Annotated in this window: 12 protein-coding genes and 2 pseudogenes; 13 read left to right on the top strand and 1 reads right to left on the bottom strand. The window is 51.5% G+C overall.

Annotated features, from left to right (window positions below; all coding sequences use genetic code 11):
- The coding region (locus ACO6V1_RS19060; protein ID WP_422468060.1) for a crotonase/enoyl-CoA hydratase family protein at positions 1 to 834 on the top strand (834 nt) is incomplete at its 5' end.
- Between the two features lie 30 nt (positions 835 to 864).
- Here ACO6V1_RS19060 and ACO6V1_RS19055 read toward each other — a convergent pair.
- The gene (locus ACO6V1_RS19055; RefSeq protein WP_422468058.1) at positions 865 to 2,223 is read right to left on the bottom strand and encodes a hypothetical protein; all 1,359 of its coding nucleotides are present in this window, start codon (positions 2,221 to 2,223) and stop codon (positions 865 to 867) included.
- 294 nt (positions 2,224 to 2,517) lie between these two features.
- Here ACO6V1_RS19055 and ACO6V1_RS19050 point away from each other — a divergent pair, with 294 nt between their 5' ends.
- From ACO6V1_RS19050 to csrA, 12 genes and pseudogenes are all read left to right on the top strand, one after another.
- The gene (locus tag ACO6V1_RS19050) at positions 2,518 to 2,895 is read left to right on the top strand and encodes a hypothetical protein (RefSeq protein ID WP_422445270.1); all 378 of its coding nucleotides are present in this window, start codon (positions 2,518 to 2,520) and stop codon (positions 2,893 to 2,895) included.
- A gap of 147 nt (positions 2,896 to 3,042) precedes the next feature.
- Positions 3,043 to 3,684, top strand: a complete 642-nt coding sequence (locus ACO6V1_RS19045) for a ZrgA family zinc uptake protein (RefSeq protein ID WP_422445268.1) — start codon at positions 3,043 to 3,045, stop codon at positions 3,682 to 3,684.
- Position 3,685: 1 nt separating this feature from the next.
- Positions 3,686 to 4,423 carry an ATP-binding cassette domain-containing protein gene (locus ACO6V1_RS19040; RefSeq protein WP_422445266.1) on the top strand — a complete coding sequence of 246 codons (738 nt, stop codon included), beginning with the start codon at positions 3,686 to 3,688 and terminating at the stop codon, positions 4,421 to 4,423.
- Positions 4,423 to 5,685 carry an ABC transporter permease gene (locus ACO6V1_RS19035; protein ID WP_422445264.1) on the top strand — a complete coding sequence of 421 codons (1,263 nt, stop codon included), beginning with the start codon at positions 4,423 to 4,425 and terminating at the stop codon, positions 5,683 to 5,685. Before ACO6V1_RS19040 ends, ACO6V1_RS19035 begins: the two co-directional genes overlap by 1 nt.
- Positions 5,686 to 5,696: 11 nt before the next feature.
- The gene (locus ACO6V1_RS19030) at positions 5,697 to 6,224 is read left to right on the top strand and encodes a DUF3299 domain-containing protein (protein ID WP_422445262.1); all 528 of its coding nucleotides are present in this window, start codon (positions 5,697 to 5,699) and stop codon (positions 6,222 to 6,224) included.
- 161 nt (positions 6,225 to 6,385) lie between these two features.
- Positions 6,386 to 6,880, top strand: a complete 495-nt coding sequence (locus ACO6V1_RS19025; RefSeq protein WP_422468056.1) for a CinA family protein — start codon at positions 6,386 to 6,388, stop codon at positions 6,878 to 6,880.
- Between the two features lie 140 nt (positions 6,881 to 7,020).
- Positions 7,021 to 8,121 (top strand): recombinase RecA, encoded by a 1,101-nt coding sequence (gene recA / locus ACO6V1_RS19020; protein WP_422445258.1) that lies wholly within the window; start codon positions 7,021 to 7,023, stop codon positions 8,119 to 8,121.
- A 4-nt stretch (positions 8,122 to 8,125) separates the two neighbouring features.
- A complete protein-coding gene (locus ACO6V1_RS19015) occupies positions 8,126 to 8,581 on the top strand; it encodes a regulatory protein RecX (RefSeq protein WP_422468054.1) in 456 nt (151 codons plus the stop codon).
- A gap of 37 nt (positions 8,582 to 8,618) precedes the next feature.
- Positions 8,619 to 8,951: pseudogene (locus ACO6V1_RS19010) on the top strand (DTW domain-containing protein); the annotation flags it as partial.
- Between the two features lie 210 nt (positions 8,952 to 9,161).
- Complete coding sequence (gene alaS, locus ACO6V1_RS19005; protein WP_422468052.1) at positions 9,162 to 11,795, top strand: alanine--tRNA ligase; 2,634 nt, start codon at positions 9,162 to 9,164, stop codon at positions 11,793 to 11,795.
- 314 nt (positions 11,796 to 12,109) lie between these two features.
- Positions 12,110 to 13,351, top strand: a complete 1,242-nt coding sequence (locus ACO6V1_RS19000; protein WP_422445252.1) for an aspartate kinase — start codon at positions 12,110 to 12,112, stop codon at positions 13,349 to 13,351.
- 438 nt (positions 13,352 to 13,789) lie between these two features.
- A pseudogene (csrA, locus tag ACO6V1_RS18995) lies at positions 13,790 to 13,954 on the top strand (carbon storage regulator CsrA); the annotation flags it as partial.
- Positions 13,955 to 14,259 lie beyond the last annotated feature (305 nt).

The following is a 14,259-nucleotide window of genomic DNA, read 5'->3' as shown; positions in this document are numbered from 1 at the left end:
CCGGCTGCTGTTGAGGTTCCCATGTCTGATCAACCCCGTGTGCTCTATGCAGTGAAAGATCACATTGCCTACGTCACCATGAACCGTCCTGAGAAACATAACGGCCTGGATATGGCCATGTTTCGTGACATGATTGCTACCGCAAAAAAAATCCGGAAGGATCGCTCGATCCGCTGCGTGATTCTCTCCGGGAATGGCTCCTCTTTTTGCTCAGGACTGGATTTTCAGGCCGTCAACAAAGACCCGGGCATAGTGGCAAAAGTCTTTCTTAAATTGCCGTGGACCAAACAGAATATTGCCCAGGAGATAGCCCATTGCTGGCGAGACCTGCCGGTCCCGGTTATCTCCGTTATTCATGGTAACTGCTTTGGTGGTGGGATGCAGATTATCCTGGCCACGGATTATCGCATTGCCAGGGCGGATGCCAGCCTTGCCATTATGGAGATGAAGTGGGGCTTGATTCCCGATATGAGTGGTATGGTTACGCTCTCCCGGCTGACCCGTATTGATATTGCCCAGGAGCTGACCATGACCGGGCGTAAATTCACTGCCCGGGAGGGGCACGAGTTCGGTTTGATCAGCCGGTTGGCTGATGACCCGATGGCGGCAGCAGAACAGCTTGCCCAAACCATTTGCAGGCAATCGCCGGATGCCGTTGCCGCAGCCAAATACCTGTTCAGAAAAACCTGGAAAGCCGACACCTGGAAAGCCCTGCGCTGGGAGCGCTGGGTTCAGGCACGCCTGCTGGGGCGTAAAAACCAGCGCATTGCCATGAAAAATGGTCTGAGTAAATCAGGCGATCCTCTGCCGTTTATTGACCGGCGCTCATTTTGACAGGCAACCGGTTTACATAGTCGTTAATTGCTAAAGCCTGCATCTGATAAAGAGGTCGTCGTCTACCAGCCATTCGTCCATCATCTTTTTCTGGCTTATAGAAATACAATTGACAAAAGTCTCTGGATTATCTTCCGGGTTCGGAAGCTTGATTACGTTTTCAGCAATAAGAATGACATCACTGTGTATCACCCCACCCCTCCTGCCAAGGATTTCAAATAAAATAGATCCGGCGAATTGCTGACGCTGAATCGGATCATAAAGCGATGGCATAAGCCCAATGGACAGACCGATATCCCGATCCTGATCTGCTTTATCACCAGTAAGATAAATTCGTGCATACAATGCATGTCCTTTAATTGAATGAAACAAGGGACTGATGAGTTGTTGACTAACACCACTCCTGATCTTATCCAGCTCATTTTTGAAACCGGGTATCTTCCAGAGTAAAACGCCGTTGCCGGTGGTTGCTTTGTGGATTTGCAGTTCCAGCTCAAGCTTCTGTATTTGTGATTGCTGGCTAACAATGGCTCTGCACAGTTCATCGACGCTATCGGCCTGGTTTTGATAGGCACGCCTTAGCCCGGCAAAGCCATTGAGTACCTCCCCAAACTGTTTAACCATGGCTTCGTACTGGGCATAGGCTATTGTCGGAGTCGCCAGTGCCCCTGCTGTTGCTCCTTCAGTCTCGCTGGTTGCAGTGGTTGGCTCAGGCAGTATCAGCGGGTTGACCCCAGGCTTTTTGCAAACAGAGGCCAACGTCCGGGCGGGATGTTCATCATCATTATGGTAATGGGCGGGCAGTTCATGCAGAGACAGCCACTGGCCGCATTCGATGCCCGGAGGAGAATCTTCAGCGCCCTTGAAATTATTCAGCATTACGCCTCTGGCACAGGCAACCTCCAGGCTTTTCGACAATTCAGTCAACGCCTGGCACTGTGCAAACTGATTAATCTCAGGACAAAATTTTCTGGCACACCGAATGTCAGCGGGCAGGGGCATGGCATCAATGTCGTCTTGGTGAGGTAGTGTAGATGGCGACTGCCTTGCCAGGTCTATGACCCCGCAATGCTGATCACCCTGAGCGCTCTCCGGCGGGTAGGGTGCGCTTTCAATAACATGGGAAGGATCATAAATTTTACTTGAGTCGCGCGTCTTGATTGACTTACTGGTTAAATTTGAACACGGGAAGCAATACAGCTGTGGCAACAGATCAGCGTCAGCTGGCCTGCACCTGAAGCAGGCACCACTGGTGGTTCGGAATAATATTGAAGTTTTTTCTTCGGATGACCGGTGAGCAGGGGCTTTATCTTTACCCTCAGTATTGAGCGGCGGTGACTCAACCTTGCCAGAGTCAACGGGAGTGGAATGGGCAGGATAAAAAAACATATACACCAACTCCTCTGGTCAGGCATTAAAAAACCTTGAAAAGCATAAATCTGTAAAATGACCGTCAGGGCTCAACCCTCCGTCATTGGGACTTATTGACAACAAATCAGATATTTGGTTCACCAGATAAAATGACCGGATGCTGCTGCGGTCCTGATGCCTGATCAAATATAATACTCTGGCATTATATTTTGGTCATTTGATGTACGTTATGTTATAACGATTTGGATTTTGAGATTGGGTGCTGGTCCCTCCGGAACAGGGTGAGGGCAATACCGAAAGGAATCGCAGAAGATGACCATCAGCCTTTGCCGGACAGCCCGTGGAAAAGACAGTAAGCAATTGCTGTCTTTTCTTATGGTGGCTGTCTATCTGCTGGTGGTGCACTACACACTGAGCCACGTCCATACGGCTTTGGAGGAAAATCAGCAATCTGAAATATTCTGGCAGAATCCAGTTATTTCGATGGTCGATGATGCCAGTGATCAACAGCACAATGAGCACCCGCATTCATCGGCCTGTATGCTGGTGTCTCAAGCCGCTTCACCCGTTCATTGGTGCAAAGTAAAGGTGCGGTTTGGTGCGGTACTTAACGACCGTCCCTATCGCTTATCAATCCATTCTTCCACGCCAACCAAAAGACACACCCGCGCACCGCCTCCCAGGTGTTGATACCCATACCGTTCGTGCTGAGCTTGTCGAAGTGCGGTGGCACCACCCTTCGACAAGCTCAGGATGAACGGGGTGTGCGGGTATTAACGCTAGCTCTGAAGTTTGATGGTTCATCACTTATTTATTTCTTTCTTTCAGGAATTGTGTATGCGTTGTGTTGCAAAAGTGGCCGCTGTTGCCTGTGCCTTGATAACAGCAGGTGTTTCCGCTGATGGGCATCGTCATGCCGGAGCCCATGTACATGGAGCCGGTCATTTGAATTTTGCCATTGAAGGTCGTCAGGTTCATATTGAACTGGAAACGCCGGGGTTTGATATTCTTGGTTTTGAATCCATCCGTTCGGAGGCTCAGCGCAGGCAACTTAAAGATGCCTTGCAGGAACTGGAAAAAGACGATTTATGGTCTTTTACGCCAGCGGCGTCCTGCACGTTGAAAGCGGCATCGGCTTCGGCCAGCGGTGAGCATGGAGAAGATCATCATGGTGATGCAGATGGACACCACCATGACAAGCATGAACATGACGACCATCATACAGATGGTCATCAGGATTCCCACCATCACAGTCATGGACACGATGACCACCATAGCGATGGTCACCATGAGTCAGCGCATATGGATATTGCTGCTACTTATGTTTATGAGTGTGCCAATATTGCCGGGCTTAACAGCATCTCTACCCGACTGTTTCAGCGGTTTGCAAACAGTGAACAGTTGAAGGTTCAGGGCTTTACCGATTCTGGCCAGGTAGCGGGTCAGATGAACCGTGAGCGACCAGAGGTGCGCTTCTGATATGAGCAGTCTCGGTCAACCGGTGATTCACCTAAAGGATGTCCAGTTTGGCTGGCAGCCGGGAACTGCGGTTCTGGATATACCAGAGCTGTTAATCCATCAGGGTGAGAAGGTGTTTATCCGGGGGCCTTCAGGGTCGGGTAAAACGACGCTGTTGGGGCTGCTGGGCGGCGTGCTCACACCGGTTGCCGGTGCTGTCTCTGTGCTGAGAAACGACATTGGTCGTTTCTCCCCGGCACGGCGGGATCATTTCCGGGCCAATCATATCGGTTTTATCTTTCAGATGTTTAACCTGATCCCTTACCTTTCAGTAGTTGACAATGTCACACTGCCGCTGGGGTTTGCCAGCAAGCGCCGTGAAAACGTGCAATCCATGGGCGTTGATGCCGGGCAGGAAGCGATTCGACTGCTAAACCATCTGGAGCTGACCGAGCCGCAGTTGCTGCAAAGGTCAGTGACGGAGCTCAGTATCGGCCAACAGCAGCGAGTGGCAGCAGCCAGAGCGTTGATTGGTCGTCCTGATCTGGTGATCGCAGATGAGCCCACCTCGGCGTTGGACAGCGATACCCGTGAGGCATTTATTCGTCTGCTGTTTGCTGAGTGTGAGGCTGCTGGCAGTACGCTGGTTTTTGTCAGCCATGACTCTGCCCTGGAAGCCTTGTTTGATCGCTCTGTGGCCTTGAATGAAATTAACCGGGCCAGTCAACATCGGCCTTTAGGCCAGCCGGAGGTGGTGTAATGTCAATACTTCATCTGGCGGTGAAAAGTCTGAGTAATCGCAAAACCACGGCATTGCTGACCATTTTCTCCATTGCCATCAGCGTAGCTTTGTTGCTGGGCGTGGAAAGGGTGCGGGTTGAGGCCCGGAACAGTTTTACCAGTACCGTGTCCGGTACCGATCTTGTGGTTGGTGCCCGCAGCAGTTCGCTTAATCTGCTGCTTTATTCGGTGTTTCATCTGGGTAATGCGACCAATAACATTACCTGGGAAACCTACCAGGAATTGTCTTCCAATAAGGCAGTCGCCTGGACTATCCCTATTGCCCTGGGGGACTCCCATCAAGGTTATCGCGTGGTGGGTACCGCTCAAACCCTGTTTGAACACTTCCGTTTTGGTGATGATCAGCCCATCAGTTTCAAAAATGGTAAGCCATTTGATGATCTCTATGATGCGGTGATTGGTTCTGAAGTGGCGGCGGTTCTTGGCTATCAGGCTGGTCAGGAAATAGTGCTCAGTCATGGTGTTGAAAGCCGGAGCCTGCAGACGCATCAGGATAAACCCTTCAGGATTTCTGGTGTGTTAAAGCCCACCGGCACCCCTATGGACCGAGTGGTAATGATCTCTCTGGAGGGGATTGAGGCGTTGCACATTGACTGGGTCAATGGGGCAGCACCTAATGCACTGTTCTCGGTTTCTGCCGACAGGGCACGGGCCATGGATTTGCAACCGTCCAGCATTACCGCCTATTTTGTTGGTTTGAAGTCCCGGGTGGCGGCTTTTCGGTATCAGCGGGCAGTGAATGAGTATCGCCAGGAAGCACTGACGGCTATTTTACCGGGTGTCGCCCTGGGAGAACTCTGGCAATTGGTGGGTTCAGCGGAAAAGGCATTGCTGGCGGTTTCCGTGATGGTGGTGATTGCGGGGTTGGTGGGTATGCTGACCACCATTCTGACGTCGCTTAATGAACGGCGCAGAGAGATGGCCATTCTCCGTTCAGTAGGTGCCCGGCCCTGGCATATCTTTACCCTGATGATGACCGAGTCCCTGATCTATGCCATCACTGGTACACTGTTGGGCTTCCTGCTGATGTATGGAATGCTGTTCGCCATTCAACCGGTATTGCAAGTGCAGCTGGGTTTGCACATTACCATTGCGTTACCGGGGATGTTTGAGTGGATTCTGGCGGTCGTCATTGTTATCTCGGCGACCATACTGGGTGCAGTGCCTGCCTGGCGGGCCTATAAAAATTCATTGGCGGATGGTCTGACGGTCAGGCTGTAGGAGAGCAAATAATGATAGCTGGAAGACAACACCCTGGCTGGATGGCCGTGGTGCTTATGCTGGCTTTTATGCCGGTGAACTTTGCCATGGCTGCAAGCACCGAAAAGCCTGCGATCAAAGAGATCAACTGGGATGATCTGATGCCGCCGGTGGATGAGGACATTGTCCGTAAATATGAGGCGGGTGAAATCAGTCAGGAAGAGGCTATTGAGTATATTGAAGAGCTGGGCAAGATTCCGGTAGCAAGTATGAATCAGCAACGGGTCAAAATTCCCGGTTACCTGGTACCGCTGAATATTGGCAAGGATCAATCAGCCACAGAGCTGTTGCTGGTGCCAACCCTGGGAGCCTGTATTCATGTACCGCCACCGCCACCCAATCAGACCATTTTTGTCCGCTATGACCAGGGCATAAAAGTCACAGAAGCGGGCTATACCCCTTACTGGCTGGAAGGAGTGATCAGGGTTGAAAACAATACCTCCGAGTACACTGACGTTGTCTATGCCATAACGGTGGAGAGTTTGAAGGAGTTTGAATAGAGAGAGAATGCTTTGCCCCGATGCTCCGGGGCAAGGCATGTTTCCCTGGCAACAGTGCTGTGAAATGGTGCATTCAATGATAACTTGTGAAGACTGCCCCTAATCGTGTTATAACATCCTATCCTGATTGGCTCCTCTGATAACCGTACTGGCGAGTGACCATGGAACCTGCACTGCATTCTGCTACGTCCCCCATTGTCAGGGAAATTGCTGAACTCCTGATGTCCAGGGGCTGGACCCTGTCTACCGCTGAATCCTGTACCGGTGGTGGTATTGGTCATGCCCTGACCGTGTTGCCGGGAAGCTCGGCCTGGTTTGAAGGTGGTGTCATCTGCTATGCCAATGGCGTAAAGGCCAATCTCCTGCATGTGCCGACAGTGTTGCTGAATAAATACGGTGCGGTCAGTGAGCAGGTGGCTATCGCCATGGCCCGGGGTGTCCGCAAGCTGCTGGCAACGGATATCTCTATAGCCGTGACCGGCGTTGCCGGACCGGGGGGGGCGATACCGGAAAAACCTGTGGGAACCGTCTGGATTGCCTGGAGTGCCGGCCAGGAAACAACTGCAAGGCACTTCCATTTTGAGGGTGATCGTGATCAGATCAGGGCGCAAACGGTTGTTCAGGCGTTGCTGGGTGTTCTGACCCTGTTGACCTGAGAAACGTTAACCTGAAAAAAGATTCCTTCCTGTCGAAGCGATAAATATACTGGACAAATATCCAGTATCTGTTTAAATATACAGTATTACTTATTGAGCTGTTCCTGATGAAATCAGAATCGAACTGAGGGCGTGAAAAAATGGATGATAACAGAAAAAAAGCGTTGGCAGCAGCACTTGGCCAGATTGACCGACAGTTTGGTAAAGGTGCCATCATGCGGATGGGGGATCAGAAGCAGGAAGCAATTCCCGCAATTTCTACCGGTTCTCTGCAACTGGATATTGCCCTGGGCATTGGTGGCCTGCCGAAAGGCCGTGTTATTGAAATCTTCGGCCCTGAATCTTCCGGTAAAACCACGCTGACCCTGAGCGTTATTGCCCAGGCCCAGAAGCACGGTGCCACCTGTGCCTTTGTTGATGCTGAGCATGCCCTGGACCCACAGTACGCCGGTAAGCTGGGTGTAAATGTGGATGACCTGTACGTCTCCCAGCCGGATACCGGTGAACAGGCGCTGGAAATTACCGATATGCTGGTTCGTTCCGGTGCCGTGGATGTCATCGTGGTTGACTCTGTCGCTGCCCTGGTACCCAAGGCTGAAATTGAAGGTGATATGGGGGACTCCCACGTTGGTCTGCAGGCCCGTCTGATGTCTCAGGCACTGCGTAAGCTGACCGGTTCCATCAAACAGACCAACTGCATGGTCATCTTTATTAACCAGATCCGTATGAAGATCGGTGTGATGTTCGGCAACCCGGAAACCACTACCGGCGGTAACGCGCTGAAATTTTACTCTTCTGTACGTCTTGATATTCGTCGTACCGGTTCGGTGAAGCAGGGCGATGAGGTGATCGGTAACGAAACCCGCGTTAAAGTGGTGAAGAACAAGGTATCGCCACCATTCCGTCAGGCAGAATTCCAGATTCTGTACGGTCAGGGCATCTACCATATGGGCGAAGTGATTGATCTGGGTGTCAAGCTGAAGCTGGTGGACAAATCCGGTGCCTGGTATGCCTATAAAGGAACCAAGATTGGCCAGGGTAAAGCCAATGCTGCCCAGTATCTTTCTGATAACCCGGAAGTGGCGGCTGAAATCGAAGCCCAGATCCGTGCTGAGTTAATGAGCACTCCAGAGAAGGACGCTGCAAAAAAAGCCGAAGTTGACGCCGGAAAAAGTGCTGGCAAAAAAGGTGACGACGATGCAGCGGCAAGTGTACAGCAGGACGAGCTGCTGGCTGAGTAATTGAATGTCTGCTGATGTCATTCAATCGGTAAACGATGTCCGCCGGGCTGCCATGGATCTACTGGCCCGGCGGGAACATGGTTTTACCGAACTGGCCCGAAAACTCTCGGGCCGTTTTCCCCGGGAACTGGTATTTGATGCGCTTACCCGCTTGCGGGAGGAACGGCTGCAAAGTGATGACCGTTTTGTTGAAAGTTTTGTCTACAGTCGTCAACAGCGGGGCTACGGTCCGGTTCGTATTAAATCGGAACTGTTTCAGAAAGGAGTTGATAGCGAGTTGATCGGTCAATACCTGCTGGAGCAGGACGATCACTGGGATGAACTGGCAAAAGCGGTAAAAGAGCGAAAGTTTGGTGCCTCTGTACCCCGGGACCATAAAGAAAGAGCCCGGCAGACCCGCTTTCTGGCCCAGCGCGGCTTCTCCATGAGCCAGATATACTCCGCTTTCTCTTCTTCATAACAGGCAGTGGCATTATAATTCCGGGAGTGAACGTAAGGTTGCCTTCATTATCATTGATGCAACCTGGCAACAGGCCAGGAAAATGTATCGTCAAAGCCCCTGGTTGCATGGTTTGAATTTACTGAGCTTGCAGCCTGAAGAGCCATCCATCTACCGTCTCCGAAGTAATCGTCAGGAGCAGTACTTGTGTACCGCTGAAGTGGCAGCAAGAGCACTGGGCGAGTTGGGTGAAAACACCAATCGTCAGCTGATGGAGGCCCTGGTTCAAGTCTATTGTGACCGCTATTTATGGGCACGCAAAGGCCAGCGAAGGGAGGAAGATTCGCGCTCTCTGCACATACTTAAGCAGTACCGCTCTGCTGCTCATTAGGCCATCAGTGAAAAAAGCCCGGTAAAAAGCCTGTTAATGATGGGGTGAAGTGATCATTTTTTCCCACCATTCCTATATAATCCCCGGTTTGCGTAAATTTACTGTGAAAAGGCTGCTCATTGTGATTGCGCTGCCATTTTTGTGTTTGGGAGTGAGCGGCCTTTTCCGCTCATGGCTGACAAGAGATAACTCCCCCGGTGGGAACTGTATATGAAGACTAACGAAATACGTTCTGCTTTTCTGGAATACTTCAGGGAAAACGGCCATGAAGTGGTTGCCAGTAGCTCTCTGGTACCCCATGACGACCCAACCCTGCTGTTTACCAATGCCGGGATGAACCAGTTCAAAGACACTTTCCTGGGGCGTGAGCAGCGTGACTACAACCGTGCCACCACTTCCCAGAAGTGTGTACGTGCCGGGGGCAAACACAATGACCTGGATAACGTCGGTTATACCGCCCGTCACCACACCTTCTTTGAAATGCTGGGTAATTTCAGCTTTGGCGATTACTTCAAGAAAGAAGCGATGCACTTTGCCTGGAACTTTCTGACCGGCACGCTGAAACTGCCTAAAGAGCGTCTTTGCGTCACCATCTATGCCTCTGACGATGAAGCCTACAATATCTGGTTAAACGACATTGGTATTGCAGCGGAGGATATTATCCGCATTGGCGACAACAAGGGAGCGCCTTACGCTTCCGATAACTTCTGGCAGATGGGTGATACTGGCCCCTGTGGCCCCTGTACCGAAATTTTCTATGATCACGGTGACCATATCTGGGGTGGTCGTCCGGGTACGCCAGAAGAAGACGGTGATCGCTTTATTGAAATCTGGAATATCGTATTTATGCAGTACAACCGTCAGGCCGACGGTGACATGCAACCACTGCCCAGGCCATCGGTTGATACCGGCATGGGCCTGGAGCGAATTGCCGCAGTGATGCAGCATGTCAACAGCAACTACGAGATTGATCTGTTCCAGTCTCTGCTGAACGATGCTTCTGATATTATCGGTGGCGTTGCCACCACGGAAGCGTCCCTGCGGGTTATTGCTGACCATATCCGTTCCTGCAGTTTCCTGATCAGTGATGGCGTTATGCCCTCCAATGAAGGCCGGGGCTACACGCTGCGCCGGATTATCCGTCGTGCCTGCCGTCATGGCCACAAACTGGGGGCCAAAGAATCCTTCTTTTATAAGCTGGTGGGTTCACTGGTGCAGGTGATGGGTGACGCTTATCCGGATCTGGCGAAGAACCAGGCTCACATTGAGCGGGTTCTGCTGCAGGAAGAGGAACAGTTTACCCGTACCCTGGATAAAGGGATGAAACTGCTGGAAGAGAGCATTGCTGCTCTGCAGGCCAGCGGGCAGGGGGATGTGATCTCCGGTGAAACCCTGTTCACGCTGTATGATACCTACGGCTTCCCGGTGGATCTGACGGAAGACATTGCCCGTGAGCGTAAGCTGACAGTGGATATTGAGGGTTTTGAACAGGCACTGGAAGCTCAGCGTGAGCGTGCCCGTGCATCCAGCAAGTTTGGTGTTGATTACAATGACCAGCTGGTGATCGAAGGCTCAACTGCTTTTACCGGCTATGAGAACACGGCGGGTCAGGCTCGCGTTCACTCCCTGTTTGTGGGTGGTGAGCAGGTAGAACAGATCAATGAAGGCCTGCAGGCAACGGTTATTCTGGAACAGACGCCATTCTATGCGGAGTCTGGCGGCCAGGTGGGTGATACCGGCCTGCTGAATTTTGCCACCGGTTCTGTACGTGTTGTGGATACTCGGAAGCAGGGTGATCACCACCTCCATATTGTCGAAGTGGTATCCGGTGAACTGAAGTCTGGCGATGAAGTAGTCGCTGATGTTGATGCTGACAAGCGTCATGCTACCTCACTGAATCACTCGGCAACTCACCTGCTGCATGCGGCCCTGAGACAGGTGCTGGGTGATCATGTAACCCAGAAAGGTTCTCTGGTTGATCCGGAGCGTCTGCGCTTTGACTTCTCTCACCTTGAAGCGGTGAAGCCGGAAGAGTTAAAGGTCATAGAAGCGCTGGTGAATGAACAGATCCGTGCCAACACTCCGGTACAGACTGAACTTATGGATATGGACGCAGCCAGGGCAAAGGGAGCCATGGCATTGTTTGGTGAAAAGTACGCGGACGAAGTGCGAGTACTGACCATGGGCACCGACAACTTCTCCATCGAACTGTGTGGCGGTATTCACGCCAGTCGCACCGGTGATATTGGTGCGTTCCGAATTGTTGCGGAAAGTGGCATTGCCGCCGGTGTGCGTCGTATCGAAGCGGTGACCGGTGCGGGTGCTGAAGCTTTTGTGCAGACGCGCTTTGCCGAGCTGAACAACGCTTGTCGTGTGCTGAAAGCCAAACCGGAAAGTCTCGACGCCAAATTGCAGGCGCTGGTTACCCAGAGCAAGAGCCTGGAAAAAGAGCTGCAGCAGCTGAAGCAGAAGCTGGCCAGCGCTGGCAGTTCTGACCTGGTGTCTCAGGCGGTTGAGGTAAATGGCGTTAAGCTGCTGGCGACGGAGCTTGAGGGTGTTGACCCCAAATCATTGCGCGACATGGTTGACCAGCTGAAGAACAAACTGGGCTCTGGTATCGTTTTCCTGGCCACCAAAGCGGATGGCAAGGTGCCTCTGGCTGCCGGTGTGACCAAAGATCTGACCGGACGTGTCAAGGCGGGTGATCTGCTGAAGATGGTGGCTGAGCAGCTGGGTGGCAAAGGCGGTGGTCGTCCTGATTTTGCCCAGGGTGGCGGTTCTCAGCCAGAGAATCTTGAAAAAGCGTTGTCGTCTATTAAAGGGTGGTTGGAAGCGCAGTTGTAAGCGGTTTTGTCAGGATGGTTAGCTATTCTGACAAGTCAGCCTCTATGGGTCAGCCCGTTTTTTATTGCTTTGAGGCATACACCCCGGAGGGGATTCATGGTACATTTTGCCATCCACTGAATGATAGAGATGGCAGCTTTTGCTGTCCGGCTTCTGAATGTCTGTATTCTGTAAATTATGTTGGGCTGTTGCAGCAGGAAGCTGGTACAGGGAAGCTTGATCATCAGGAGGCTGTCCGGGAATAGTGTTCGCAGTAAGGCGCTCTATTCCCGGTCAGCCTCCGGGTCATGGCTGATTGAAGTAGAACGAATAAAATGGCGCTAATAGTACAGAAATTTGGCGGCACCTCAGTAGGCACCACTGAACGCATTCAGGGTGTTGCTGATAAGGTCAAAGGGTTCCGCGAACAGGGGCACGACGTGGTCGTTGTGGTTTCCGCCATGAGTGGTGAAACCAACCGGCTGGTGGAGCTTGCCCGATCCATGCAGTCACAGCCGACGCCACGGGAGATGGATGTTATCCTCTCGACGGGCGAGCAGGTGACCATCGGTCTTTTGAGTATGGCCCTGAATGAGCGGGGCTGCCCTGCGACGTCCTATACCGGTAGTCAGGTAGCTATTGTTACTGACAGTGTCCACACCAAGGCCCGCATCCAGCGCATTGATACCGAGCGTATCGTCAGGGACCTGGAGTTGGGGCGCGTGGTTGTGGTGGCCGGTTTCCAGGGGCGTGACGAAGAAAATAATATCACCACCCTGGGGCGGGGAGGTTCGGATACCACGGCAGTAGCCCTGGCAGCGGCCCTGAAGGCTGATGAATGCCAGATATACACGGATGTCGATGGTGTTTACACCACTGACCCGCGAGTGGTTGAGGGAGCCCGTCGGCTGGACAAGATCACCTTTGAAGAAATGCTGGAAATGGCCAGTCTGGGCTCCAAGGTCCTGCAGATCAGGGCTGTCGAGTTTGCTGGCAAATACAATGTTAACCTGAGAGTTCTGCACACCTTCCAGGATGGCCCTGGAACACTGATTACACTGGATGAGGGTATCGCCATGGAATCACCGGTAGTTTCCGGCATCGCATTCAACCGAGATGAAGCCAAGCTGACCATTAAGGGCGTGCCCGATATTCCCGGTGTGGCATCCCGGATTCTGGGGCCGGTCAGCCGGGCCAATATTGAAGTGGATATGATTGTCCAGAATACGGCTGAGGACAAAACCACCGATTTCACCTTTACCGTTCATCGTAATGATTATGAGCGGGCAAAAGTGGTGGTTGAGCAGATTGTTAAAGAGCTCGAAGCCCTTGAATACCACGGTGATATGAAAATCGCCAAGGTTTCCATTGTCGGCGTTGGCATGCGCTCCCATGCGGGGGTAGCCACCAAGATGTTTGAAGCGCTGGCGGCTGAAGGGATTAACATCCAGATCATCTCAACGTCCGAAATCAAGGTTTCCGTTATCATTGCAGAGAAATACCTGGAGCTCGCTGTTCGGGCGCTCCACTCGGCTTTTCAGCTGGACAGGGAACCAATGGAAGATAATGGGGTCTAAAACGTCAATATAAATAAAATCGTGAGCCTCGTAAGGGGGCTCTTCTGCTCCAAACCCACCTGAAATTGCAAGGGTGGAAAGAGCAACAGGTATTCAAAAGCAGTCAAAAGTAAAGCGCGTAGAGTTATCAAGCCCAAAAACCATTTCCGGCAGGTAGAAATACGAATGGAAATCCTGAACTTGGTGACTAGACTGGGTTTGCTGAATAATTCTTAAGCATGAACGGTTGAGCTGACATATACTTCATTACTTTGAACTGAGTACTAAAGCAGTTTAAAGGTCAGGCAATTTTAAGGTGAAATAATGTCTGTACTGGGGTTGGTGTCGTGTAATTTCACGCGATCATTCTGGGTGATATCATCAGCTTCTAACCAATGCACCAGCGTGCTCAGAATTGACGGTTGTTGACTTAACAGAGATGTAAATAAGGAGATTGAAATGCTGATTCTGACTCGCCGCGTAGGAGAGACACTGATGGTAGGGGACGAGGTCACTGTCACTGTTCTGGGTGTTAAAGGTAACCAGGTTCGTATCGGTGTTAACGCACCAAAAGAGGTTGCAGTTCATCGGGAAGAAATTTACCAGAGAATTCAAAAAGAAAAAGAGCACAAGAAAGGAGGAACTGGTCGCACTTATGAAGAAGATGAAGGTTACGAGTCCGGATACGAGTCTGAATCTTACGAGTCTTACTGATAACTATTAAACTGTCGTTTATATCTCTGATTTGATTAAGGGAACCTTGTTAATCCCGGCAGACAGTTTCAAAAAAGCCTGAAAGTTTGTCAGGCTTTTTTGTATCTGTATTTGGTCAAATGGTATCGAATGATTGTTCGCAACGCGATGTCTTAAGGGGCTATTCTGCTCATCACGGGACTTAGCCCGGATATTTCATAAACGTGCTCCCGATC

The sequence above is a fragment of the Endozoicomonas sp. ALC013 genome (genome assembly GCF_049310205.1).
Classification (GTDB): Bacteria; Pseudomonadota; Gammaproteobacteria; order Pseudomonadales; family Endozoicomonadaceae; genus Endozoicomonas.
Note: the sequence above shows the minus strand (reverse complement) of the source record. Positions and strands in the feature narration are given on the sequence as shown.

What these genes read in the sequence shown, in the direction of transcription:
- recA (WP_422445258.1), top strand. Translation starts at nt 7,021, where the DNA reads ATGGATGATAACAGAAAAAAAGCGTTGGCAGCAGCACTTGGCCAGATT.
- ACO6V1_RS19040 (WP_422445266.1), top strand. Translation starts at nt 3,686, where the DNA reads ATGAGCAGTCTCGGTCAACCGGTGATTCACCTAAAGGATGTCCAGTTT.
- ACO6V1_RS19055 (WP_422468058.1), bottom strand. Translation starts at nt 2,223, where the DNA reads ATGTTTTTTTATCCTGCCCATTCCACTCCCGTTGACTCTGGCAAGGTT.
- ACO6V1_RS19035 (WP_422445264.1), top strand. Translation starts at nt 4,423, where the DNA reads ATGTCAATACTTCATCTGGCGGTGAAAAGTCTGAGTAATCGCAAAACC.
- ACO6V1_RS19045 (WP_422445268.1), top strand. Translation starts at nt 3,043, where the DNA reads ATGCGTTGTGTTGCAAAAGTGGCCGCTGTTGCCTGTGCCTTGATAACA.
- ACO6V1_RS19050 (WP_422445270.1), top strand. Translation starts at nt 2,518, where the DNA reads ATGACCATCAGCCTTTGCCGGACAGCCCGTGGAAAAGACAGTAAGCAA.
- ACO6V1_RS19000 (WP_422445252.1), top strand. Translation starts at nt 12,110, where the DNA reads ATGGCGCTAATAGTACAGAAATTTGGCGGCACCTCAGTAGGCACCACT.
- ACO6V1_RS19025 (WP_422468056.1), top strand. Translation starts at nt 6,386, where the DNA reads ATGGAACCTGCACTGCATTCTGCTACGTCCCCCATTGTCAGGGAAATT.
- alaS (WP_422468052.1), top strand. Translation starts at nt 9,162, where the DNA reads ATGAAGACTAACGAAATACGTTCTGCTTTTCTGGAATACTTCAGGGAA.
- ACO6V1_RS19015 (WP_422468054.1), top strand. Translation starts at nt 8,126, where the DNA reads ATGTCTGCTGATGTCATTCAATCGGTAAACGATGTCCGCCGGGCTGCC.
- ACO6V1_RS19030 (WP_422445262.1), top strand. Translation starts at nt 5,697, where the DNA reads ATGATAGCTGGAAGACAACACCCTGGCTGGATGGCCGTGGTGCTTATG.